This is a genomic window from Kitasatospora sp. NPDC041988 (assembly GCF_055588525.1).
In genome coordinates, this window is sequence record NZ_JBVJCO010000002.1 from 59,824 (window position 1) to 82,579 (window position 22,756).

Below are 22,756 nucleotides of genomic sequence, written 5' to 3' on the forward strand. Positions count from 1 at the left end.
ATGGGCAAGCAGCAGGAGTTCGTGCTTCGGACGCTCGAAGAGCGTGACATCCGTTTCGTCCGGCTGTGGTTCACCGACGTACTCGGGTTCCTCAAGTCGGTGGCGGTGGCGCCGGCGGAGCTGGAACAGGCCTTCGAGGAGGGCATCGGCTTCGACGGCTCGGCGATCGAGGGCTTCGCCCGGGTCTACGAGTCCGACATGATCGCCAAGCCGGACCCGACCACCTTCCAGATCCTGCCCTGGCGCTCGGAGACGCCCGGCACGGCCCGGATGTTCTGCGACATCCTGATGCCCGACGGCTCGCCCTCCTTCGCCGACCCGCGGTTCGTGCTGAAGCGGACCCTGGAGAAGGCGTCCGACCTGGGCTTCACCTTCTACACCCACCCCGAGATCGAGTTCTTCCTGCTGAAGAACCTGCCCGGCGACGGCACCCCGCCGATCCCCGCCGACCAGTCCGGCTACTTCGACCACACCCCGCGCGGGGTCGGCCACGACTTCCGCCGCCAGGCGATCACCATGCTGGAGTCGATGGGCATCTCGGTGGAGTTCTCCCACCACGAGGGCGCCCCCGGCCAGCAGGAGATCGACCTGCGCTACGCCGACGCGCTCTCCACCGCCGACAACATCATGACCTTCCGCCTGGTCATGAAGGAGGTCGCGCTGGAGCAGGGCGTGCACGCGACCTTCATGCCGAAGCCGTTCTCCGACCACCCCGGCTCCGGCATGCACACCCACCTCTCGCTCTTCGAGGGCGACCGCAACGCCTTCCACGAGTCCGGCGCCGAGTACCAGCTCTCCAAGGTGGGCCGCTCCTTCATCGCCGGCCTGCTGAAGTACGCCGCCGAGACCGCCGCCGTCACCAACCAGTGGGTGAACTCCTACAAGCGGATCTGGGGCGGCTCCCAGCGCACCGCCGGCGCCGGCGGCGAGGCCCCCTCCTACATCTGCTGGGGCCACAACAACCGCTCCGCGCTGATCCGCGTCCCGATGTACAAGCCCGGCAAGCAGGGCTCCACCCGGATCGAGGTCCGCTCCCTCGACACCGGCTGCAACCCCTACCTGGCCTACGCCGTCACCCTCGCCGCCGGCCTCAAGGGCATCGAGGAGGGCCTCGAACTCCCGCCCGGCGCCGACGACGACGTCTGGGCGCTCACCGACTCCGAGCGCCGCGCCCTCGGCATCCAGCCGATGCCGCAGAACCTCGGCGAGGCCATCGACCTGATGCAGCGCAGCGAGCTGGTCGCCGAGACCCTCGGCGAGCACGTGTTCGACTTCTTTCTCCGCAACAAGCGCCAGGAGTGGGAGGAGTACCGCTCCGAGGTCACGCCGTTCGAGCTGCGGAAGAACCTCCAGGTGCTCTGACGATTCATCAACTGTCGAGTGGGCCTGCTCCGATCGGAGCAGGCCCACTCTGCTGGTGCGGGGGGTCCGGGTTCCCGCGCCAGTCGCCTCCCGGGGAAGCAGGGGGCTGCTGCCGGCAGGTGTGGGCCGCGGGGTGGGGCGGCTTGCCCGGAGGCGTCCCCCGCGCACGCTAATTCGTTGGGCCAATGTGGTTACTCTGCAGCGGTGCGAACCGTGACCGGGTGACGGGGGAGCGTATTCAGAAGATCCGTTTTGCGGATCATCCTGGAGTGTCATGCGTACTCGAATCACCACCCTGGTTCTGTCCGGACTGGCCTCGGCCGCCCTCGCGTGGGGCGCCGGCGGCACGGCCTACGCTTCGCCCCTCGTCGACCACAGCGCAGCCGCCGAAGCGGCAGGGGCCCATGGCGAATGGGTCGACAGCCTCCTGCGCCTGGCCCAGGAGGACACCGGCTCCGCCGCCGACGCCTGGACCTTCACCGGTCGCAGCACCATCTACTCCGCGCCGGTGGTCCGCCCGGCCCACCGGGCCGACAGCGACTCCGAGGCCGGCGAAGCCTCGGTCGACAGCTCGGAGCCGGGCCTCGCGGAGCCGGCCGAGGCCGTCGCCGCCGAGCAGGAGGACTCGGTTCAGCCGGGCGAGGGCGGTACCGAGCGCGGTACCGAGCGCGGTCGGCCGATGGTTCAGTCGCCGGAGCTCGTGCTCCCCGAGGGTTCGTCGGCCGGTGGCGGCGAGCACTGCGACGAAGGCGGGCACGGCCACCCCGGCGATCACGGTTCCCCCGACTGCGTCTGCCCCCCCGGCGATCACGGCGACCACGGCGGTCACGAGGGTCACGAAGGCCATGGCGGTCACGAGGGCCACGGCGACCACGGCGGCCATGAGGGTCATGGCGATCACGGCGACCACGGCGGTCACGAGGGTCACGAAGGCCATGGCGGTCACGAGGGCCACGGCGACCACGGCGGCCATGAGGGTCATGGCGATCACGGCGACCACGGCGGTCACGAGGGTCACGAGGGCCATGGCGGTCACGAGGGCCACGGCGACCACGGCGGCCATGAGGGTCATGGCGGCCACGAGGGCCACGGGGGTCAGGGCGGTCAGGGCCAGGGGCAGGGCCAGGGTCAGGGACAGAGCGGCGAGCAGGACCAGGCTCAGGGCCAGGGCCAGGACCAGGCTCAAGGCCAGGACCAGGCTCAGGGCCAGAACCAGAGCGGCTCGCAGAACCAGGGTCAGGACCAGCACGTCAACGTGACCGTCAACGTGCAGAACGTCGTCACGAACAACCTCAACAACAGCGCGAACAACAGCGCCGCCAGCAACTCGAACAACTCCGCGCAGAACAGCGCGCAGAACTCGGCGCAGAACAACCAGTCGGCCTCCCAGGCCAACAACCTGTCCAACCAGCAGAGCCAGTCCAACCACCAGGCCTCGCACAACCTGAACCTGAACAAGGTCAACTTCGTCGCGAAGGAGCGGACGCCGAGCAAGACGGCCCACCACGGCGGCGGGCAGCACGGTGCGGGTGGGCAGCACGGTGGGGGCGGGGAGTACGCGGCCGGTCACCACGGTGCGGCGGGCGAGCAGCACTCGGCCGGGCACCACCACGGGGAGCTGGCCGAGACGGGTACCCAGGGGACGCCGATCCTGCTCGGCCTGTCGGCCGCGTTCCTCGCCGCGGGCGCGGCAGCGATGCGGCTCGGCCGACGGCGTGCATGACCGGACACGTCCCCCGGGGTGCCGGGTAGCGTGCACGGGCCGAACTGCGTGACTGTCCGGCGGGGCGCCGTCCCGGTCGCTCGCGACCGGGACGGCCGGACGAGGAGCAGGTGTCGAGCTCAAGGGCGGTGCGGGCACCGAGCGGGCGACGGGTGGTGCGCTGCGGGCGGCCGCCCGTCGGTCGGCTTCCCCCCTTCACCCGTTCGAGGGATCCTCCTTTCGCAGCTCGGGGGGCGGCGTACGGTCCGGGTCCACCGGCTGCTCCCGGACCAGGCTGCCCCAGACGGCCATTCGGTAGAGCGACGTGTAGACCGGCGTGCAGGTCGTCAGGGTGATGTAGCGGCCCGGCGTGGTGTACGGGGAACCGGTGGGCACCGGGGCGATGACGCCGGTGTCGTGCTTGGAGGTTTTCGGCAGCGTGGCATCGACGCGGTACACGTACCAGCGGTCGCGGGTCTCCACGACCAGTGGGTCGCCCGGCTTCAGCAGGTCCAGGTCGTGGAACTTCGCGCCGTGGCCGTCGCGGTGGGCGGCGAGGGCGAAATTTCCCTGTGGCTCCCAGGGCATGGCCGAGCTGTACGGCTTCGTGTAGGCCCCGGCGACTCCCTCCGCGAGGGTGTCCTCGTCGGTGCCGATCTTGATCAGCACCTGGTAGCCGACGCCCACCGCGGGCACGTGCAGGAAGCCGATGCCGCCGTCCGCCTCGAAACGGGGTGGGACGGCGGTGTCCGCGGTGCCGGTCGGTGGGGCTGCCGGGGCCGCCGCCGACCAGCGCTGGCGCAGGTGCTCGGCGGCGAGGCCCGTGTGGCGGGCGACCGTGACGTCCGTCCACCACAGTGAGTAGGCGACCAGCAGGGCGAGCAGCACACCCGTGGTGAACAGCAGGTCGCCGAGTACGCCGGTCGCGACCTGGAAGGGGCGTCGGTGCGGGGCTCGCGCCTCGGCCGGGTGCTCGGTCGCCATGGGCGGTCCTTCGGTCAGCGTCGGGGTCGGGGGCGGGGTCGGGGGCGGAGAGCGGCGGGGCGCCGCAGCCGGGGTTGGTCCGCTCGCCGCCGTCGCCGGTGTCGGCTGGTCCGATCGGACCCCGGACGAAGAACCGGACGACCGTCAGGGCGGCGACGGGCGTGCCGGTCAGCGGGGAGTCCCTACGGCGGGCGAGGACCGGAGCGGCATGGTGGGACGCCCTCGCCGAGGGCGTCCGGGCTGATCATGGGCGTACTTCACCGCGTCCCCGAACGGGCGGGCAAGCCGACACGCCACGCCGGCGGTCGGGCCCCTCCGGTCGGTCCACCGGCGGCCGGGTGGGGTCCGGTCCGCGGTCACGCCCGGCGCGGCGCCGTGAGGGCGCGTAACCTGCTGAGCGGGCGGATGGAGGGGCCATGGCGGTGGAGGAGCAGCGAACCGGGAGTCGGGTCAGCCGGCCGGAGATCAGGCTGGTCCGGCGCGGGTTCACCGATCCGGCGCAGGCCGTCAGGCTGCTCGCCGGGCCCGGCCTGGAGGGGCTGGCCGACGATCCGGTGCTGCTGGACGCGCTCGGTGCCACCGCCGACCCGGACCTCGCCCTGCTCGGCCTGGCCCGCCTGCTGGAGGCCGCCGACGAGCCGGACCGGCACACCCTGCGCGACACCCTGACCACCTCGAAGCCGCTGCGCGACCGGCTGCTCGGCGTGCTCGGCGCGTCCACCGCGCTCGCCGACCACCTCGCCCGGCACCCGCACGACTGGCACGCCCTGGTCACCTTCGAGCTGCGCGACATGCACCCCGGCCCGGACGACTTCCTGCGCGCGCTCCACCAGGGTGTCTGGGACAACGGGAACACCAACCGGGCGGACGCGCTACGGGTCGCCTACCGCCGCTGCCTGCTGGCCATCGCCGCCCGCGACCTCACCGGCACCACCGACCTCGCGCAGACCGCCGCCGAACTCGCCGACCTGGCCGGCGCCACCCTGCAGACCGCCCTGGACATCGCCGCCGAACAGGATCCGGACGCCGCCCGGGCCTGCCGCCTCGCCGTCATCGGCATGGGCAAGTGCGGCGGGCGCGAGCTCAACTACGTCTCCGACGTGGACGTGATCTTCGTCGCCGAGCCGCAGGAGGGCGTCGACGAGCACGAGGCGCTCAAGGCCGCCACCCGGCTCGCCGCCGCGCTCACCCGGCTCTGCGGCGACACCACCGGCGAGGGCACCATCTGGCCGGTGGACGCCAACCTGCGCCCGGAGGGCCGCAACGGGCCGCTGGTCCGCACCCTGGCCAGCCACCAGGCGTACTACCAGCGGTGGGCCAAGACCTGGGAGTTCCAGGCCCTGCTCAAGGCACGCCCGGTGGCCGGCGACGCCGAGCTGGGCGCCGACTACCTGGCCGCGCTGGAGCCGATGGTCTGGCAGGCCGCCGCCCGGGAGAACTTCGTCGCCGACGTCCAGCAGATGCGCCGCCGGGTGATCGACTCCATCCCGGCCACCGAGCTGGACCGCCAGCTCAAGCTGGGCCCCGGCGGGCTGCGCGACGTCGAGTTCTCCGTCCAGCTGCTCCAGCTGGTGCACGGTCGCACCGACCCGGCCCTTCGCAGCGGCAACACCCTGGAGGCGCTCGCCGCGCTCTCCCGGGGCGGCTACGTCGGCCGGGCCGACGCCGCCTCGCTGGACGCCGCCTACCGCTTCCTGCGCTCGCTGGAGCACCGCATCCAGCTGCACCGGCTGCGCCGCACCCACCTGATGCCCAAGGGTGCGGAGGACCGGCGCCGGCTGGCCCGCTCGCTCGCCCCACTGATCAACGACGACACCCGGGCCGACCCGGTCGCGGCCCTCCAGCGGGAGTGGAAGCGGCACGCCGTCGAGGTCCGCCGGCTGCACGAGAAGCTGTTCTACCGGCCGCTGCTGGACGCCGTCGCCGAACTGCCGCCCGGCGCGGCCGGCCTCACCCCGGACGCCGCCCGCGCCCGGCTGGAGGCGCTCGGTTACGCCGACCCGGCCGCCGCGCTGCGCCACCTGTCCGCGCTGGCCTCCGGCGTCAGCCGCAAGGCCGCCATCCAGCGGACGCTGCTGCCGGTGCTGCTCGGCTGGTTCGCCGACTCGGCCGACCCGGACGCCGGGCTGCTCAACTTCCGCCAGGTCTCCGACGCGCTCGGCCGCACCCCCTGGTACCTGCGGCTGCTGCGCGACGAGAGCGCCGCCGCCGAACAGCTCGCCCGGGTCCTCTCGGCCGGGCGGCTCGCCCCCGACCTGCTGCTGCGCGCCCCCGAGGCGGTGGCCATGCTGGGCGACCCGCAGGGCCTGGTACCGCGCGGCCGGGCGGGGCTGGAGCAGGAGATACTGGCCGCCGTCGGCCGGGCCGACACCGCCGGCGCGGCGGTCGCCGCCGCCCGCTCGGTGCGCCGCCGCGAGCTGTTCCGCACCGCCGCCGCCGACGTGCTCGGCCGGCTCGGCGATGACCCCGCCGAGGCCCTGGACGCCGCCGGGGAGGCGCTCACCGCGCTGAACGCGGCCACCCTGCAGGGCGCACTGCGGGCCTGCATCGCCGGCTGGGAGGCCCGGCACGGCGGCCTGCCGACCCGGATCGCGGTGATCGCCATGGGCCGGTTCGGCGGGCACGAGCTCGGCTACGGCTCCGACGCGGACGTGCTCTTCGTCCACGAGCCGCTGCTCGGTTCGCTGGAGCACGACGCCGCGAAGGCCGCCCAGGCGGTCTGCCACGAGCTGCGCGCGCTGCTGGCCGCGCCGTCCACCGAGCCGCCACTGGAGGTCGACGCCGACCTGCGCCCGGAGGGCCGCAACGGGCCGCTGGTGCGCACCCTGGCCTCGTACGCGGCGTACTACCGGCGCTGGTCGCACGCCTGGGAGAGCCAGGCGCTGCTGCGGGCCGAGCCGGTCGCCGGGGACGAGGAGCTGGGCGCGCGGTTCCGGCAGCTGATCGACCCGCTGCGGTACCCGGGGGCCGGCGTAGCGGAGCGGGACGTGGTGGAGATCCGCCGGATCAAGGCCCGGATCGAGGCCGAGCGGCTGCCGCGCGGGGCCGACCCGACCACCCACACCAAGATCGGGCGGGGCGGGCTGGCCGACGTCGAGTGGACCGTCCAGCTGCTCCAGCTCCAGCACGGGCACGAGCTGCCGGCCCTGCGGACGACGCGGACCAGGGCCGCGCTGGCGGCCGCCGCCGAGGCCCGGCTGGTCGGCGCGGAGGACGCGGCGGTGCTGGACGCGGCCTGGGTGCTGGCCTCGCGGGTGCGGTCCGCGGTGATGCTGGTGCGCGGGCGGTCGGGGGACAGCTTCCCCGCGGACGCCCGGGAGCTGGCCGGGGTGGCCCGCTACCTCGGCTACGGCGCCGGGCACAGCGGCGAGCTGGTGGACGACTACCGGCGGACCACCCGGCGGGCCCGGGCGGTGGTGGAGCGGCTGTTCTACGGGTGAGCCGGCTCTTCGCGGGCGACGGGTGAGTGTCGCTCTCCCGGTGGGACGCGGAAGGGCCCGGTGATCGCTCACCGGGCCCGTCAGTCCGTTCGAGAGGCGTACGCGAGGTCAGCGCCGCCCGGCGCTCACCTCGGGGGAGCTCCACTGCTCGGGGACGGTGATCGGCTCCTCCTCCGTCTCCCGGGCCGGGACCCTCGGCAGCTTGTAGGGCCAGACGTGGTAGAGCCAGCGGGCCGCGAGGAAGCCCACCAGCAGACAGAGCTCACCGCCGACCGCGTCCATCCAGAAGTGGTTGGCAGTGGAGATGATCACCAGCAGGGTGGCCGCCGGGTAGAGCAGGCCGAGCACCCGGACCCACGTCCGGCGGGCCAGGAAGAAGATCGCCAGCCCGCACCACATCGACCAGCCGATGTGCATCGAGGGCATCGCCGCGTACTGGTTGGAGACGTGCGTGGCCGGACCGGAGGCCATCGAACCCCAGGTGTTGTGGACCTTCAGGGTGTCGATGAACCCGCCGTCGGTCATCAGCCGGGGCGGTGCCAGCGGGAAGAAGTAGAAGCCCACCAGCGCGATGCCGGTGGTGACGAACAGCACCGTGCGGGCCGCGACGTAGCGTCCCGGGTGTTGGCGGTAGAGCCAGACCAGGACGCCGATGGTCACGACGAAGTGCAGCGTCGCGTAGTAGTAGTTCATCCCGACGATGAGCCACGAGACCTTGTCGATCGCGTGGTTCACCGAGCGCTCGATCGCGACGCCGAAGCTCTGCTCGAAGTCCCAGATCAGGCTCGCGTGCTTCTGGGCTATGGCCTCCTGCTCGGGCACCGCGTTGCGCACGAGGGAGTAGACCCAGTAGCTGATCCCGATCAGTGCCAGCTCGAACCAGATCCGTGGCCGCGCCGGCGAGCGGCGTTGCTCACGGATGCGGCTGCGCAGCGCCGCCGAGCGTGACTGGGCGGCGCGGGTGGCTCCGTCGGGCAGCCGGCCGAGCCCGGCCGGTGCCGGTTCGGAACCGCCACCGTGGGCCGCGTCGACGCGCTCGGCGCCGGGCTGCTGGATCTCGGTAGGTTCCCCCATGACCGAGAAGTCTGCCAGACGTCCCGTAGCCGTCTGCTCATCCTCTGGAAGTGGATTCTTCACCGGCTGTCCCCCTTGAGGGTTAGGGGGTTTCTCCCACCGGGGTAGGGGGTGAGGCTGGGACTGGTGCTAACCGGCGGGACGGGCATACGTCCCATTGTCACGCCGGGTGGATCGACCGGCGCAATCGGGGGTCGGGGCAGCGGTACGACGAGCGGATTTTCCCCGCGCGAAACGGTTTCTGCATCTTGCTGAAACATATTGCAGACCGCTAGCGTCCTGGCAACTCGATCACCCCTTTCCCCCGCAGGGAGCCCTCAGTGGCCGATGTCCCGCCCCGCCGCCGGCGGAGCACCACCCGCAGACCCGGCCGCACGGCCGTGCTGCTCGCCGCCTCGCTGACCGCCGCCACCCTCGGCACCGCCCCGGCCGTGTTCGCCGCCGCCCCGCCCGCCCCGCCCTCGGACGCCGCGCTCGCCGCCACCGCCGGACGCCACGACCTCACCCGTGAGCAGTTCTACTTCGTCCTGCCGGACCGGTTCGCCAACGGGGACCACGCCAACGACACCGGTGGGATCGTCGGCAGCAGGCTGGAACACGGCCTCGACCCGGCCGACAAGGGCTTCTACCACGGTGGCGACCTGGCCGGCCTGATCCAGCGGCTCGACTACATCCAGAACCTCGGCACCACCGCCATCTGGATGGCCCCGATCTTCAAGAACAAGCCCGTCCAGGGCGCGGGCGAGAACGCGTCGGCCGGCTACCACGGCTACTGGATCACGGACTTCACCCAGGTCGACCCGCACTTCGGCACCAACGAGCAGCTCAAGGAGCTGATAGCCAAGGCGCACCAGCGGGGCATCAAGGTCTTCTTCGACGTCATCACCAACCACACCGCCGACGTCATCGACTACCAGCAGCAGCAGTACGGCTACCGCTCCGCCGGCGCCTACCCGGTGCTGGACGCCGACGGCCGGCCGGTGGACGAGACCGCGGTCGCCGACGCGGGCGCCGCCTGGCCGAAGCTGACCAAGGACTCGTTCCCGTACAGCCCGGTCTTCCGCAACCCGGCCGACGCCAACGCCAAGACGCCGGCCTGGCTGAACGACCCCGCGCTCTACCACAACCGGGGCGACTCGACCTTCGTGGGCGAGTCCGCCACCGAGGGCGACTTCTCCGGCCTGGACGACCTCGACACCCAGAACCCCAAGGTGGTGCAGGGCTTCGAGAAGGTCTACCAGCAGTGGGTCAAGGACGCCGGTGTGGACGGCTTCCGGATCGACACCGTCAAGCACGTCAACATGGCCTTCTGGCAGCAGTGGGCGCCCGCGCTCAAGGACTTCGCGGCCAAGCAGGGCAACAAGAAGTTCTTCATGTTCGGCGAGGTCTACTCCGTCGACCCGGCGGTCACCTCGCCGTACGTCACCAAGGGCAGGCTCCAGGCCACGCTCGACTTCCCGTTCCAGAACGCCGCCCGCTCCTACGTCTCGCAGGGCGGCTCGGCGAAGAACCTGGCCGAGGTGTACGGGCAGGACTACCGCTACACCACCGCCGACACCGACGCCTACGAGCTGCCCACCTTCCTCGGCAACCACGACATGGGCCGCTTCGGCTCCTTCCTGCTCGGCGACAACCAGGGCGCCGACGAGGCCACCCTGCTGAAGAAGGACCGGCTCGGCAACGAGCTGCAGTTCCTCACCCGCGGCCAGCCCGTCGTCTACTACGGCGACGAGCAGGGCTTCACCGGCGCGGGCGGCGACAAGGACGCCCGGCAGGATCTCTTCGCCTCGCAGACTCCCTCCTACAACAGTGACCGGGTGCTCGGCGGCACCGCCGGCTCCGCCGAGCGCTACGGGCAGGGCGGCGAGCTCTACCAGGGCATCGCCGGACTGGCCAAGCTGCGCCGCGACCACCCGGCGCTCGCCGACGGCGCCCAGATCGAGCGGTACGCCGCGGACGGCGCGGGCGTGTACGCCTTCTCCCGGATCGACGCCGGGCAGCAGGTCGAGTACCTGGTCGCGGTCAACAACGCCACCGAGGCGAAGACCGTCACCCTGGACACCTTCTCGGCGGGCCAGGGCTTCGACCGGATCTACCCGGCGGCGGGGGAGCGGCTGACCAGCGGCGCGGACCGCAAGGTCACCGTCACCGTGCCGGCACTGTCGTCCGTCGTCCTCAAGGCGGCCGGCAGGCTGGCCCCCGTCGCGGCCGCGCCGGCGATCACCGTGAAGGCCCCGGCCGACGGTTCGTCCGGCACCGTCACCATCGGCGCCGACCTCGACGGCGGCGGCTTCAACCGGGTCTCCTTCGCCACGCAGATCGGCGACGCGCCCTGGCAGGTGCTCGGCACCTCCGACACCGGTACGTACCGGGTCACGCAGGACCTGAGCGCCGTCGCCCCCGGCACGGTGGTCCGGTACAAGGCCGTGGTGCAGGACTCCGCCGGCCACCTGCGCTCCGCCACCGGCAGCTTCACCACCGGTGCCCCCGCACCCAAGCCGGTGCCCAGCGCCACCGCCCGCCCGTACGCCGTCGTGCACTACCAGCGCAAGAACGGCGACTACGACGGCTGGAACCTCTATGCCTGGGGTGACCTCGCGGACGGCGAGGCGACCCCCTGGCCGGCCGGGCACGGCTTCACCGGCCGGGACGCGTACGGCGCCTTCGCCTACGTGAAGCTGAAGCCGGGCGCCTCCGACGTGGGCTTCATCGTGGAGAAGGACGGCGTCAAGGACGTGGACGCCGACCGCCATCTCGATGTCGGCACCGGCGGTGAGATCTGGCTCAAGGAGGGGGACCCGGCCGTCCGGACGGCCAACCCCGGGCCGGTGAACACTCAGCCCGCCAACACCGCGGTGATCCACTACAACCGGGCCGACGGCGACTACGACGGCTGGGGCCTGCACGACTGGACCGGCGCCGCCAACCCCACCGACTGGGGCAACCCGCTGCAGCCGGTGCGCCGCGACGCCTTCGGCGCCGTCTTCGAGGTGCCGCTCGCCCCCGGCGCGACCAGCCTCAGCTACATCCTGCACAAGGGCAACGACAAGGACCTGCCCGGCGACCAGTCGCTGGACTTCGCCGTCAACGGCCACGAGGTCTGGATCCTCGGCGGCCGCGAGGGCTACCTGCTGCCGCAGAACGCCGCCGCCTCCTCGCAGGTGGACCTCGGCTCGGCCAAGGCCCAGTGGATCGACGCCCGGACGGTGGTCGTCCCGGCCACCTACGGTGCCGCCGACGCCGCCCTGGCCGGCGGGACCAGCGCCCAGCTGGTGTACGACCCCGAGGGCGCCATCACGGCCGACAAGGGCGTGCTGAGCAAGCCAGGCCAGTGGATCCGGCTGACGCCCGCCCCCGGTGGCCTCACCGACGCGCAGAAGGCCAAGTACCCGCACCTGGCCGGCTACCGCGCCTTCACGGTGGACCAGCGGGACACCGGCCGGGTCGCCCAGGCCCTCCGCAGCCAGCTGCTCTTCACCGAGCACCTGCCCAGCGGCGCCGCCCTGGCCGCCACCGGGGTGCAGACCCCCGGCGTGCTGGACGACCTGTACGCGCGCCGCACCGGCCGCGTGGACTTCGGCCCGGCCTACTACAACGGCAAGGTGGCGCTCTCGGTCTGGGCGCCGACCGCGCAGGAGGTCTCCGTCCAGCTCTTCGACGGCCCGGCCGGCGGCACGCCGAAGACGGTGCCGCTGAAGCGGGACGACGAGACCGGTGTCTGGGAACTCGTCCGCGACAAGGCCGAGTTGGACGGCAAGTACTACCTGTACCAGGTGAAGGTCTGGGCGCCGAGCGTCCGGAAGCTGGTGGTCAACACCGTCACCGACCCGTACTCGGTGGCCCTCTCCACCGACTCGAAGCGCAGCCTGGTCGCCGACCTCGCCGCCAAGGAGCTCAAGCCGCAGGGCTGGGAGAACCACACCGTCCCGAAGGCCGTGCCGCCCGCGCAGCAGCAGATCCAGGAACTGCACGTCCGGGACTTCTCGGTCGAGGACACCACCGTGCCGGCCGCCGAGCGCGGCACCTACCTGGCCTTCACCGAGTCGCAGTCGGCCGGCATGCAGCACCTGCGCGAGCTGGCCAAGGCGGGCGTGACCACCGTCCACCTGCTGCCGACCTTCGACATCGCCACCATCCGGGAGAACCGGGCCGAGCAGAAGCTGCCCGCCTGCGACCTCAAGTCCCTTGCGGCGGACAGCGAGAAGCAGCAGGAGTGCGTGGCGGCCGTCGCCGCCGATGACGCCTACAACTGGGGCTACGACCCGCTGCACTACAACGTGCCGGAGGGCTCGTACGCCACCGACCCCGGCGGCACCGCCCGGACGGTGCAGTTCCGGCAGATGGTGCAGGCGATCCACGCGGCCGGGCTGCGCGTGGTCCTGGACGTCGTCTACAACCACACCGCGGCCAGCGGCCAGGCCGAGCACTCGGTGCTGGACAAGGTCGTCCCCGGCTACTACCAGCGCCTCGACGCCAACGGCAAGGTGACGACCGACAGCTGCTGCTCGGACACCGCGCCCGAGCACGCCATGATGAACCGCCTGGTGGTCGACTCGGTCACCACCTGGGCCCGCGAGTACAAGGTGGACGGCTTCCGCTTCGACCTGATGGGCCTGGACCCGAAGTCCACCATGCTGGACGTGCAGGCCGCGCTGCGGAAGATGACCCCGGACTCGGACGGCGTCGACGGGAAGAACGTCTTCCTCTACGGCGAGGGCTGGAACTTCGGCGTCGTCGCGGACAACGCCCGGTTCGAGCAGGCCACCCAGCTCAACATGGCCGGCACCGGCATCGCCACCTTCGACGACCGGATCCGGGACGCGGCGCGCGGCGGCAACTTCCAGCTCTCCTCGGCCCCGCAGCAGGGCTTCGCCTCGGGCCTGTTCACCGACCCGAACGGCTCGCCCGCCAACGGCAGTCCGGAGGAGCAGAAGGCCCGGCTGCTCAAGCAGATGGACCAGCTGAAGGTGGCGCTCACCGGCAACCTGGCCGGCTACCGCTTCACCGACAGCTCCGGGAAGAGCGTCACCGGCGCGGGCGTCGACTACAACGGTGCCCCGACCGGCTACGCGGCCAAGCCCGGAGAGGCCGTCGAGTACGTGGACGCGCACGACAACGCCGACCTGTTCGACGCGCTGGCGTACAAGCTGCCGGCCGGCACCGCGCCCGCCGACCGGGCCCGGATGCAGGCACTGGCGCTCTCGCTGACCGCGCTGACCCAGGGCCCGGGCTTCGCCCAGGCCGGCAGCGACCTGCTGCGCTCCAAGTCGCTGGACGCCAACTCCTACGACTCCGGGGACTGGTTCAACGCCATCCACTGGGACGCCACGCAGGGCAACGGCTGGGGCCGGGGCCTGCCGCCGGCCGCCGACAACAAGGAGATGTGGCCGGCCGCCAAGTCCCTGCTGGCCGACCCGAAGCTGACGGTGGGCGCTGCCGACATCCGGGCGGCCAGCGCGCAGTACCAGCAGTTCCTGCAGATCAAGCAGGGCTCGCCGCTGTTCTCGCTGTCCACCCTCGCTGCCGTGCAGCAGCGGCTCTCCTACCCGCTCTCCGGCACGGCCGGCGAGACGCCCGGGGTGATCACGCTGCACCTGGACGGCACCGGGCTGGCGGGCGCGGAGAAGGGCGTCACCGTGGTGTTCAACGCCACGCCCGCCGCGAAGAGCCAGACCGTGGCCGCACTGCAGGGGACGGCGCAGGCGCTGCACCCGGTCCAGGCGGGCGGCGTGGACCAGGTGGTCCGGCAGTCCGGCTTCGACGCCGCGACCGGCACCTTCACCGTGCCCGGCCGCACCGTGGCGGTGTTCGTCCAGCATTGACGGGCCGCCAGACCGGGCCCCGCTCCGCCGGCCGGAGCGGGGCCCGGTGCGTTCCGGACCGGACGCCGACGGGTGTGGCCGAAATCCGACCCTGGCACGGCCTGAATGGTGACGTGCCGCACCCGCGCGGCGCTGCCGTCCACCATGCGGACGTCCGACGTGCCCTGAGTGCTGGTCAGTGGCCGCCGAGGGTGATCGAACCTTTCCTGTGGTAATGAAAACCGTCTTCGAGAGTTTGTGTGCCTGTAACACGAATGCCGGTCTGACGGATGAACGGGTCCGGTAGCTAATCGGCCAATCCGTGGCATGCATCTGTCATTAACGACTCGTTTGCTGCCACGATTCCTCCGGCTGCAGACGAGGGGGCCCCACCCCCCGGTGCGGCTGTCACAGGTCACGAACAGCGCGTCCCCTGTCAAGAACTTGCTCGGCAACTGCTCCGCAACCGCACCCGCGCCGCGAACCCGGCGGCGGGGGCCCCCACTGCGCCGCAACCCTGCGGCCAGGTTCTCTCCACCGTTCGCGAACCCGCGCCGGTCGGAAAAGGAGTCCGCATGTCCCGTTACACCCAGGCCCGGAAGGCGGCGGTTGTCATGGCCGCCTCCACCGCGCTGCTGGTGACCGGCATTCCGGTCATCGCGCAGGCGGCCACCCCGGACGCCCCGGCAGCCGTTGCCGCCCAGCAGGCGAGCCGCGCTCAGCTGATCGCCTCCGCGACCCAGCAGACCACCTCCCTCGCCCAGACCCTGGGCCTGGGCAGCGAGGAGAAGCTGGTCACCAAGGACGTCGTCCAGGACGCGGACGGCACCCGCCACCTGCGGTACGAGCGCACCCTCAACGGCCTGCCGGTCCTCGGCGGCGACTTGGTGGTCCACCAGTCCGCCACGGGCGCGACCAAGGGTGTGGACCGCGCCAGCACCGCCGCGCTGACCGGTGTGAGCACCACGCCGAAGCTGGCCGCGCCGGCCGCGCAGTCCGCCGCGCTGGCCGCCGAGTCGGGCTCCTCGCTGGCCGCCGCGCCCCGCCTGGTGGTCTGGGCCGCCGACAACAGCCCGCGCCTCGCCTGGGAGACGGTCGTCGGCTCCACCGAGGCCGACGGCACGCCGAGCAAGCTGCACGTCATCACGGACGCGACCTCCGGCCAGGTCATCCACAAGTTCGAGGGCATCCAGACCGGTACCGGCAAGGGCGTCTTCGTCGGCAACGTCACCGTTGGTACGACGCAGTCGGGTTCGGCCTTCCAGCTGAAGGACGGGGCCCGCGGTGGGATGTACACCACCAACATGAACCACGGGACCACGGGCAACGGCACCCTGTACAGCAAGTCCACTGACACCTGGGGCGACGGCACCGTCGCCAACAGCGAGTCCGCCGCGGTCGACGCCCACTTCGGCGTCGCGGCCACCTGGGACTACTACAAGAACACCTTCGGCCGCAACGGCATCCGCAACGACGGTGCCGGCGCCTTCAGCCGCGTCCACTACGGCAACAACTACGTGAACGCGTTCTGGGACGACGAGTGCTTCTGCATGACCTACGGCGACGGTGAGGGCAACACCCACCCGCTGACCGAGCTCGACGTCGCGGGCCACGAGATGAGCCACGGCGTCACCGCGGCCACCGGCAACATGAACTACTCGGGCGAGTCCGGCGGCCTCAACGAGGCCACCTCGGACATCTTCGGCACCATGGTCGAGTTCTACGCCAACATCCCGACCGACAACCCCGACTACCTCATCGGCGAGTTGATCGACATCAACGGGAACGGCACCCCGCTGCGCTACATGGACAAGCCGTCCAAGGACGGCGGCTCGGCCGACTACTGGTCCTCCACCGTCGGCAACAAGGACGTCCACTACTCGTCCGGCGTCGCCAACCACTTCTTCTACCTGCTGTCCGAGGGCAGCGGCGCGAAGGTGATCAACGGCGTCAGCTACAACTCGCCGACCCAGAACAACATCGCCGTCACCGGCATCGGCCGGGACAAGGCGGCCGCGGTCTGGTACCGCGCGCTGACCACCTACATGACCACCACCACCAACTACGCCGCGGCGCGCACCGCGACGGAGAAGGCGGCCACCGACCTGTACGGCGCGGGCAGCGCCGAGCTCAACGCGGTCAGCACCGCCTGGGCCGGCGTCAACGTGGGCACCGCTCCGAACCCGGGTGGCGTCACCGTCACCAACCCGGGCAACCAGAGCACCGCGCTGAACGGCGCGGTCAACCTGCAGATCGCCGCCACCGGCGGCACCGCCCCGCTGACCTTCTCGGCCACCGGTCTGCCGACCGGCCTGTCGATCAGCTCCGGCGGCAAGATCACCGGCACCGCGACGGCCGCGGGCACGTACAACGTGACCGTCACCGCGAAGGACTCCGCCAACAAGACCGGCACCACCAGCTTCACCTGGACCGTCTCCGGCGGCGGTGGCGGCACCTGCACCCCGGCCCAGCTGCTCGGCAACGCCGGCTTCGAGACCGGCAGCGCCGCCCCCTGGACGGCCACCAGCGGCGTCGTGGACAACAGCTCCTCGCAGGCCGCGCACGGCGGCTCCTGGAAGTCCTGGCTGAACGGCTACGGCTCGACCCACGCGGACAACCTCTCGCAGACGGTGACCATCCCGGCCGGCTGCAAGGCGTCGCTCAGCTTCTACCTGCACATCGACACGGCCGAGACCGGTTCGACGGTGTACGACAAGCTGACGGTCACGGTCAACGGCACCGCGCTGAAGACCTACTCCAACGTGGACGCGGCCGGCGGCTACCAGCTGCGCACCTTCGACCTCTCGTCCTACGCGGGCCAGACGGTCACCCTGAAGTTCGCGGGCACCGAGGACTCCTCGCTGCAGACGAGCTTCGTGATCGACGACACCTCGATCGCCACCAGCTGAACCCGGGCCGGTAGCGCCGGCGGAACCAGGTAAGACAGGTGCGGGGCCCGGCAGCGACTGCTGCCGGGCCCTGTGTCGTCGGCCGGGTCCGGTGAGCTTTCGGAAACCGTCCGGCAACTGCGGAGCAACCGCCGGGCAACACGAAACACCGGTGAAACGTGTCCGTCCGCGACCGGAAATCCGTCCTCGCGACACTCTCCCAACCGCGACCTGCGAACCCCGCCCACCCGTCGCCACCCTTCCGAGGGCGCACTGCGTGCGGCACCCCCAGTCCACGCAGGCCTTTGGGAAGGCACCCCCTATGTTCCTGGCTGACTCGTCGCCCGGCCTCGACACCGGTGACACCGCCTGGCTGCTGGCCAGCACCGCGCTCGTCCTGCTGATGACCCCCGGGCTGGCGCTCTTCTACGGCGGCATGGTCCGCACCAAGAGCGTGCTCAACATGATCATGATGAGCTTCGTCTCGATCGCCGTGGTCACCGTGGTCTGGCTGCTGGCCGGCTACTCGCTCGCGTTCGGCCGGGACGCCGGCGGCTGGGGCCTGATCGGCGGCCCGGAGCACCTCGGGATGGCCGGGATCACCCCCTCCTCGCTCACCGGCCACGTGCCCACCGTGCTGTTCGCCACCTTCCAGCTGACCTTCGCGATCATCACCGCCGCGCTGATCAGCGGAGCCATCGCGGACCGGGCGAAGTTCGGCTCCTGGGTGGCCTTCACCGCCGTCTGGACGCTGCTGGTCTACGTCCCGGTGGCGCACTGGGTGTTCGCGCCCGACGGCTGGATCCTGTCGAAGCTCGGCGCGCTGGACTTCGCCGGCGGCACCGTCGTCGAGGTCAACTGCGGGGCCAGCGGCCTGGCCCTGGCGCTGCTGCTCGGCCCGCGGATCGGGTTCCGGAAGGAGGCGATGCGCCCGCACAGCCTGCCGCTGGTGCTGCTCGGCGCGGGCCTGCTCTGGTTCGGCTGGTTCGGCTTCAACGCGGGCTCGGCGCTGGGCGCCAACGGCCTGGCCGCGTCCGCACTGCTCAACACCCAGGCGGCGGGCTGTACCGGGCTGCTCGGCTGGCTCCTGGTGGAGAAGCGCCGGGACGGCCACGCCACCACGCTGGGCGCCGCCTCGGGCGCGGTGGCCGGCCTGGTCGCGATCACCCCGTCGTGCGGCAGCGTCGACCTGCCCGGCGCGCTGGTGATCGGGCTGGCGGCGGGTGTGGTCTGCTCGTACGCGGTCAGCTGGAAGTTCCGGTTCGGCTTCGACGACTCGCTGGACGTGGTGGGCGTGCACTTCGTGGCCGGCGTCATCGGCACCGGGCTGATCGGCCTGTTCGCCACCGCCGCGATGACCGGCGGCCCGGCCGGCCTGCTGCACGGCGGCGGCCTCGGGCAGCTCGGCAAGCAGCTGGTGGCGATCCTCGCCGTCGCGGTGTACGCCTTCGCCGCGACCTACGGGATCGGGCGGGCCGTCGACCGCGTGATGGGCTTCCGCGCCAGCGAGGAGCACGAACTCACCGGCCTGGACCTCGCCGTGCACGCCGAGACCGCGTACGATCACGGCGTCCTCGGGCACGGCACGACCGCCCACGCCACCACCACCGTGCTCACGCACTCGTCCGACAGGGCCCCCTCCGCATGAAGCTGATCACCGCGATCGTCAAGCCGTTCAAGCTGGACGAGGTCAAGAACGCGCTGCAGGCCATCGGCGTGCACGGACTGACCGTCACCGAGGCCAGCGGGTACGGCCGGCAGCACGGCCACACCGAGATCTACCGGGGCGCCGAGTACCGGATCGACCTGGTGCCCAAGGCCCGGATCGAGGTGGTGGTGGAGGACGAGGACGCCGAGCGGGTGATGGAGGAGATCGTCCGCGCTGCCCGTACCGGCAAGATCGGCGACGGCAAGGTCTGGGCCGTACCGGTGGAGTCGATCGTCCGGGTCCGCACCGGCGAACGCGGGCCGGACGCGGTGTAGGACCCCCTGCTTCTCCGTCCCGGGCACCTTGGGTCCGTCCCGGGCACCTCCGGCCACCGGGCCGGCGGCGGTCTGCCGCCGGCGCGCCGCGGGCCCCTCGGGGCGGCGTGACGGCCTGTGAGGCCGGGCCGTGCACCTCGACCGGGACCGTGCCGGCGCCCCGCCCGTCGTCGTAGCGCATCCAGAGCGCCGCGCCCCCGCGTCCCCCGCCCCGCCCGTTCGTCCCCCCTGCGCCGCTCGTCCGATGCGGCTGTTCGTCCACGCCCGTCCTTGGTGATCGCGGTGACGGGCAGGAAGGTCGCATACGACTTTTCCGGAGCTGCAGAAACGTTGCTTCCAAGGCCTTGACGGGCTCTGATCACGACTCTAGGTTCAGCGCTGCAAGTTTCCAGAAAGTTTCAGCAAGCTTTCACGAGCGGTACCCCAGGCTGCCCCACCCCAGCCCCCAGGAGACATCGTGGTCACCACCGCCCCCACCCGCCGGCCTGCCCGGACGGCCGGCGCGCTCACCGCCTCGGCGGCGCTCGCCCTCTCGCTCACCGCGGCGTTCGGCGCCGCCCCCGCCCAGGCCTCCCCGCCCGGCAACGGCAAGGACGTCACGGCGACCCTCTTCGAGTGGCGCTTCGACTCCGTCGCCAAGGCCTGCACCGACACACTCGGCCCGAAGGGCTACGGCTTCGTCGAGGTCTCGCCGCCCCAGGAGCACATCCAGGGCAGCCAGTGGTGGACCTCCTACCAGCCGGTCAGCTACAAGATAGCCGGGCGCCTCGGCGACCGCGCGTCCTTCAAGAGCATGGTCGACACCTGCCACGCGGCCGGCGTCAAGGTGGTCGCCGACTCGGTGATCAACCACATGTCGGCCGGCTCCGGCACCGGCACCGGCGGGACGAACTACACCAAGTACAACTACCCCGGGTACTACCAGGACCAGGACTTCCACTCCTGCCGCACCGCGATCAGCAACTACGGCGACCGCTCCAACGTGCAGAACTGCGAGCTGGTCAACCTCTCCGACCTCAACACCGGCAGCGCCTACGTCCAGCAGACCATCGCCGGCTACCTCAACGACCTGGCCTCGCTCGGCGTCGACGGCTACCGGATCGACGCGGCCAAGCACATCGCCGCCGCCGACCTCGCCGCGATCAAGGCGAAGACGGCCAACCCCAACGCGTACTGGGTCCAGGAGGTCATCTACGGCGCGGGCGAGCCGATCCAGCCCTCCGAGTACACCGGCACCGGCGACGTGGACGAGTTCCGCTCCGGCACCTGGCTGAAGAGCGCCTTCCAGGGCGGCCGGATCGCCGACCTCGCGAACTGGGGCTCCGGCCTGCTGCCGGGCGACAAGGCCCGCACCTTCGTCGACAACTGGGACACCGAGCGCAACGGCTCCACCCTGACCTACAAGGACGGCTCCGCCTACACCCTGGCCAACGTCTTCATGCTGGCCCACCCGTACGGCGCGCCCAACGTCTACTCCGGCTACGCCTTCACCGGCCACGACGACGGCCCGCCGAACGGCGGCACCGTCAACGCCTGCTACAGCGACGGCTGGAACTGCACGCACGCATGGCGGCAGGTGGCCAACATGGTCGGCTTCCGCAACGCGGTGGCGGGCACCGGGATCACCAACTGGTGGTCCAACGGCAACAACGCGATCGCCTTCGGGCGCGGCAGCAAGGGCTTCGTCGCGGTCAACCGCGAGTCCGGCCCGGTCACCCAGACCTTCCAGACCTCGCTGCCGGCGGGCTCGTACTGCGACGTCCAGCACGGCGACCCGGCCGCGGGCGGCTGCACGGGGCCGTCGTACACCGTGGGCTCGGACGGTCGGTTCACCGCGACCGTCGGCGCGGGCGACGCCGTGGCGCTGTACGTGGGCGCGCCGGGCGGCTCCGGCGGCGGCACCCCGGTGAGCGGCGGCGCCTCCTTCGCGGTCAACGCGACCACCGTCCTCGGCCAGAACATCTACGTGACCGGCAGCACCGCGGCGCTCGGCAGCTGGGACACCGGAAAGGCGCTGCTGCTCTCCTCGGCGGCCTACCCGGTCTGGAAGCTGGACGTGGCGATGTCCGCCGGGACGGCGTTCGAGTACAAGTACATCCGCAAGGACGCCGCCGGCAACGTCACTTGGGAGTCCGGCGCCAACCGCGCCGCGACGGTGCCCGCCTCGGGCGCGGTGACGCTGAACGACACCTGGCGTTCGTGACCGGTGCTGACGGCCGCCTCCCTTCCGACGGAAGAGAGGCGGCCGTCAGCCCGTCGTTCGACGGTTCCCCCTTGCGGGTGGCGTCGCGGACTTAAACCTCCCGTGACGGGTGAACGCTGCCAGCATCACGGGATGAGAACCATCCCCGTCGTCCTCGACATCGAACTCTGCGGCGGCCGCTGGGACGGCCACCGCAAACGCGTCAACGCCGCCGCCCCGCCGCCCTCACTGCGGATGGTGCTCCGCGCCGAACTGCCCGCCACCGAGGCCGGCGAGTACTGGCCGACCACCAGCGTCTACCGGCTCGACGAGGACGGCGCCCGGCCGCGCTACCGGTACTCCCACGACGAGTAGCGCCGGCCGCGAGGGGGCCCGGCCCCGGACCGCCTCACCCCGGAGCGCCGAAGCACGGGAGTACCGAAGCCCCGAACCGCCGCAGCCCGAACCGCCCGCAGCCCGGACCGCCGTACCCCCCCCGCAACTGCCTCAGCCGCGCCCGATATAGGGCATGGCCGTCGCCATCACGGTGGCGAACTGCACATTGGCCTCCAGCGGCAGCCCCGCCATGTGCCGCACGGTGCGGGCCACGTCGGCGACGTCCATGGTCGGCTCGACCGCGACCCGCCCGTCCGCCTGCCGGACGCCGACACTCATCACCGCCGTCATGTCGGTCGCGGCGTTGCCGATGTCGATCTGCCCACAGGCGATCCGGTACGGGCGGCCGTCCAGCGAGAGCGACTTGGTGAGCCCGGTCACGGCGTGCTTGGTCGCCGTGTACGCGATCGACTGCGGGCGCGGCACGTGGGCCGAGATCGAGCCGTTGTTGATGATCCGGCCGCCCTGCGGGTCCTGGGCCTTCATCTGCCGGAACGCGGCCCGCGCGCAGAGGAAGGCCCCGGTCAGGTTGAGGTCGACCACGGCCCGCCACTCGGAGACATCCAGCTCGTCGACCGGGGTCGGCGCGCCGAATGTCCCGGCGTTGTTGAACAGCAGGTCGACCCGGCCGAACCGCTCGGCGGCCGTCGCGAAGAGCGCGTCCACCGCCGCCGGATCGGTGACGTCGGTCGGCACCACGGCCGCCCCGCCGCCGTCCGCCCCGCCGTCGTCCGCCCCGTCCGCCGCCCCCGGTGCGGCCGCATCGCAGAGTCCGGCCGTCTCCCGCAGCGGCGCCTCCCGCCGTCCGGCGAGCACCAGCCGCCAGCCGGCGGCGGCCAGCTCCACGGCCACGGCGCGGCCCACCCCGCTCCCGGCTCCGGTGACGACGGCGATCTGCTGGGGCATGGCGGACTCCTCGGACGGTGGTACGGGCGAGCTGATCG

The 22,756-nt window shown here is 71.9% G+C and carries 13 protein-coding genes; 9 read left to right on the forward strand and 4 right to left on the reverse strand.

Annotated elements, in window-relative coordinates; translation table 11 throughout:
• Positions 1-1,362 (forward strand): glutamine synthetase family protein, encoded by a 1,362-nt coding sequence (locus ACZ6NC_RS03215; protein ID WP_396319490.1) that lies wholly within the window; start codon positions 1-3, stop codon positions 1,360-1,362.
• Positions 1,363-1,621: 259 nt separating this feature from the next.
• On the opposite strand, the gene ACZ6NC_RS03220 is transcribed toward ACZ6NC_RS03215, so the two are convergent.
• A complete protein-coding gene (locus ACZ6NC_RS03220) occupies positions 1,622-2,611 on the reverse strand; it encodes a hypothetical protein (RefSeq protein ID WP_465728420.1) in 990 nt (329 codons plus the stop codon).
• Positions 2,612-2,617: 6 nt separating this feature from the next.
• On the opposite strand from ACZ6NC_RS03220, the gene ACZ6NC_RS03225 reads away from it, so the two are divergent.
• Positions 2,618-3,085: a hypothetical protein gene (locus ACZ6NC_RS03225; RefSeq protein WP_465728422.1), complete on the forward strand. Its 468-nt coding sequence runs from the start codon at positions 2,618-2,620 to the stop codon at positions 3,083-3,085.
• A 195-nt stretch (positions 3,086-3,280) separates the two neighbouring features.
• Here the strand turns inward: ACZ6NC_RS03225 and ACZ6NC_RS03230 are convergent, their stop codons facing one another.
• Positions 3,281-4,048, reverse strand: coding sequence for a class E sortase (locus ACZ6NC_RS03230; RefSeq protein ID WP_465728424.1), 768 nt, complete (start codon positions 4,046-4,048; stop codon positions 3,281-3,283).
• A gap of 416 nt (positions 4,049-4,464) precedes the next feature.
• Here ACZ6NC_RS03230 and ACZ6NC_RS03235 point away from each other — a divergent pair, with 416 nt between their 5' ends.
• Positions 4,465-7,488: a bifunctional [glutamine synthetase] adenylyltransferase/[glutamine synthetase]-adenylyl-L-tyrosine phosphorylase gene (locus tag ACZ6NC_RS03235; RefSeq protein ID WP_465728426.1), complete on the forward strand. Its 3,024-nt coding sequence runs from the start codon at positions 4,465-4,467 to the stop codon at positions 7,486-7,488.
• Between the two features lie 108 nt (positions 7,489-7,596).
• Here ACZ6NC_RS03235 and ACZ6NC_RS03240 read toward each other — a convergent pair whose 3' ends face one another.
• Complete coding sequence (locus ACZ6NC_RS03240) at positions 7,597-8,562, reverse strand: phosphatase PAP2 family protein (RefSeq protein WP_465728428.1); 966 nt, start codon at positions 8,560-8,562, stop codon at positions 7,597-7,599.
• A gap of 320 nt (positions 8,563-8,882) precedes the next feature.
• Between ACZ6NC_RS03240 and pulA the strand changes: the two genes are divergently transcribed.
• The 6 genes from pulA to ACZ6NC_RS03270 all read left to right on the forward strand — a co-directional run bounded on the left by pulA (position 8,883) and on the right by ACZ6NC_RS03270 (position 21,791).
• Positions 8,883-14,384 (forward strand): pullulanase-type alpha-1,6-glucosidase, encoded by a 5,502-nt coding sequence (gene pulA, locus ACZ6NC_RS03245; protein WP_465728430.1) that lies wholly within the window; start codon positions 8,883-8,885, stop codon positions 14,382-14,384.
• 554 nt (positions 14,385-14,938) lie between these two features.
• Positions 14,939-17,272, forward strand: a complete 2,334-nt coding sequence (locus ACZ6NC_RS03250) for a M4 family metallopeptidase (protein ID WP_465728432.1) — start codon at positions 14,939-14,941, stop codon at positions 17,270-17,272.
• A gap of 301 nt (positions 17,273-17,573) precedes the next feature.
• Positions 17,574-18,899, forward strand: coding sequence for an ammonium transporter (locus ACZ6NC_RS03255; protein WP_465728434.1), 1,326 nt, complete (start codon positions 17,574-17,576; stop codon positions 18,897-18,899).
• Positions 18,896-19,234 (forward strand): P-II family nitrogen regulator, encoded by a 339-nt coding sequence (locus ACZ6NC_RS03260; protein WP_465728436.1) that lies wholly within the window; start codon positions 18,896-18,898, stop codon positions 19,232-19,234. The genes ACZ6NC_RS03255 and ACZ6NC_RS03260 overlap by 4 nt, the downstream gene beginning before the upstream one ends.
• A 457-nt stretch (positions 19,235-19,691) precedes the next feature.
• Positions 19,692-21,437, forward strand: a complete 1,746-nt coding sequence (locus ACZ6NC_RS03265) for a carbohydrate-binding module family 20 domain-containing protein (RefSeq protein WP_465728438.1) — start codon at positions 19,692-19,694, stop codon at positions 21,435-21,437.
• 132 nt (positions 21,438-21,569) lie between these two features.
• Positions 21,570-21,791, forward strand: a complete 222-nt coding sequence (locus ACZ6NC_RS03270; protein WP_465728440.1) for a hypothetical protein — start codon at positions 21,570-21,572, stop codon at positions 21,789-21,791.
• Positions 21,792-21,923: 132 nt separating this feature from the next.
• On the opposite strand, the gene ACZ6NC_RS03275 is transcribed toward ACZ6NC_RS03270, so the two are convergent.
• Positions 21,924-22,718 (reverse strand): SDR family oxidoreductase, encoded by a 795-nt coding sequence (locus tag ACZ6NC_RS03275; RefSeq protein ID WP_465728442.1) that lies wholly within the window; start codon positions 22,716-22,718, stop codon positions 21,924-21,926.
• Positions 22,719-22,756: the final 38 nt, after the last annotated feature.

Excerpts from the sequence above, each read along its gene's own strand:
- ACZ6NC_RS03215 (WP_396319490.1), top strand. The coding sequence starts at position 1 with ATGGGCAAGCAGCAGGAGTTCGTGCTTCGGACGCTCGAAGAGCGTGAC.
- ACZ6NC_RS03275 (WP_465728442.1), bottom strand. The coding sequence starts at position 22,718 with ATGCCCCAGCAGATCGCCGTCGTCACCGGAGCCGGGAGCGGGGTGGGC.
- ACZ6NC_RS03250 (WP_465728432.1), top strand. The coding sequence starts at position 14,939 with ATGTCCCGTTACACCCAGGCCCGGAAGGCGGCGGTTGTCATGGCCGCC.
- ACZ6NC_RS03240 (WP_465728428.1), bottom strand. The coding sequence starts at position 8,562 with ATGGGGGAACCTACCGAGATCCAGCAGCCCGGCGCCGAGCGCGTCGAC.
- ACZ6NC_RS03270 (WP_465728440.1), top strand. The coding sequence starts at position 21,570 with ATGAGAACCATCCCCGTCGTCCTCGACATCGAACTCTGCGGCGGCCGC.
- ACZ6NC_RS03255 (WP_465728434.1), top strand. The coding sequence starts at position 17,574 with ATGTTCCTGGCTGACTCGTCGCCCGGCCTCGACACCGGTGACACCGCC.
- ACZ6NC_RS03260 (WP_465728436.1), top strand. The coding sequence starts at position 18,896 with ATGAAGCTGATCACCGCGATCGTCAAGCCGTTCAAGCTGGACGAGGTC.
- ACZ6NC_RS03230 (WP_465728424.1), bottom strand. The coding sequence starts at position 4,048 with ATGGCGACCGAGCACCCGGCCGAGGCGCGAGCCCCGCACCGACGCCCC.
- ACZ6NC_RS03235 (WP_465728426.1), top strand. The coding sequence starts at position 4,465 with ATGGCGGTGGAGGAGCAGCGAACCGGGAGTCGGGTCAGCCGGCCGGAG.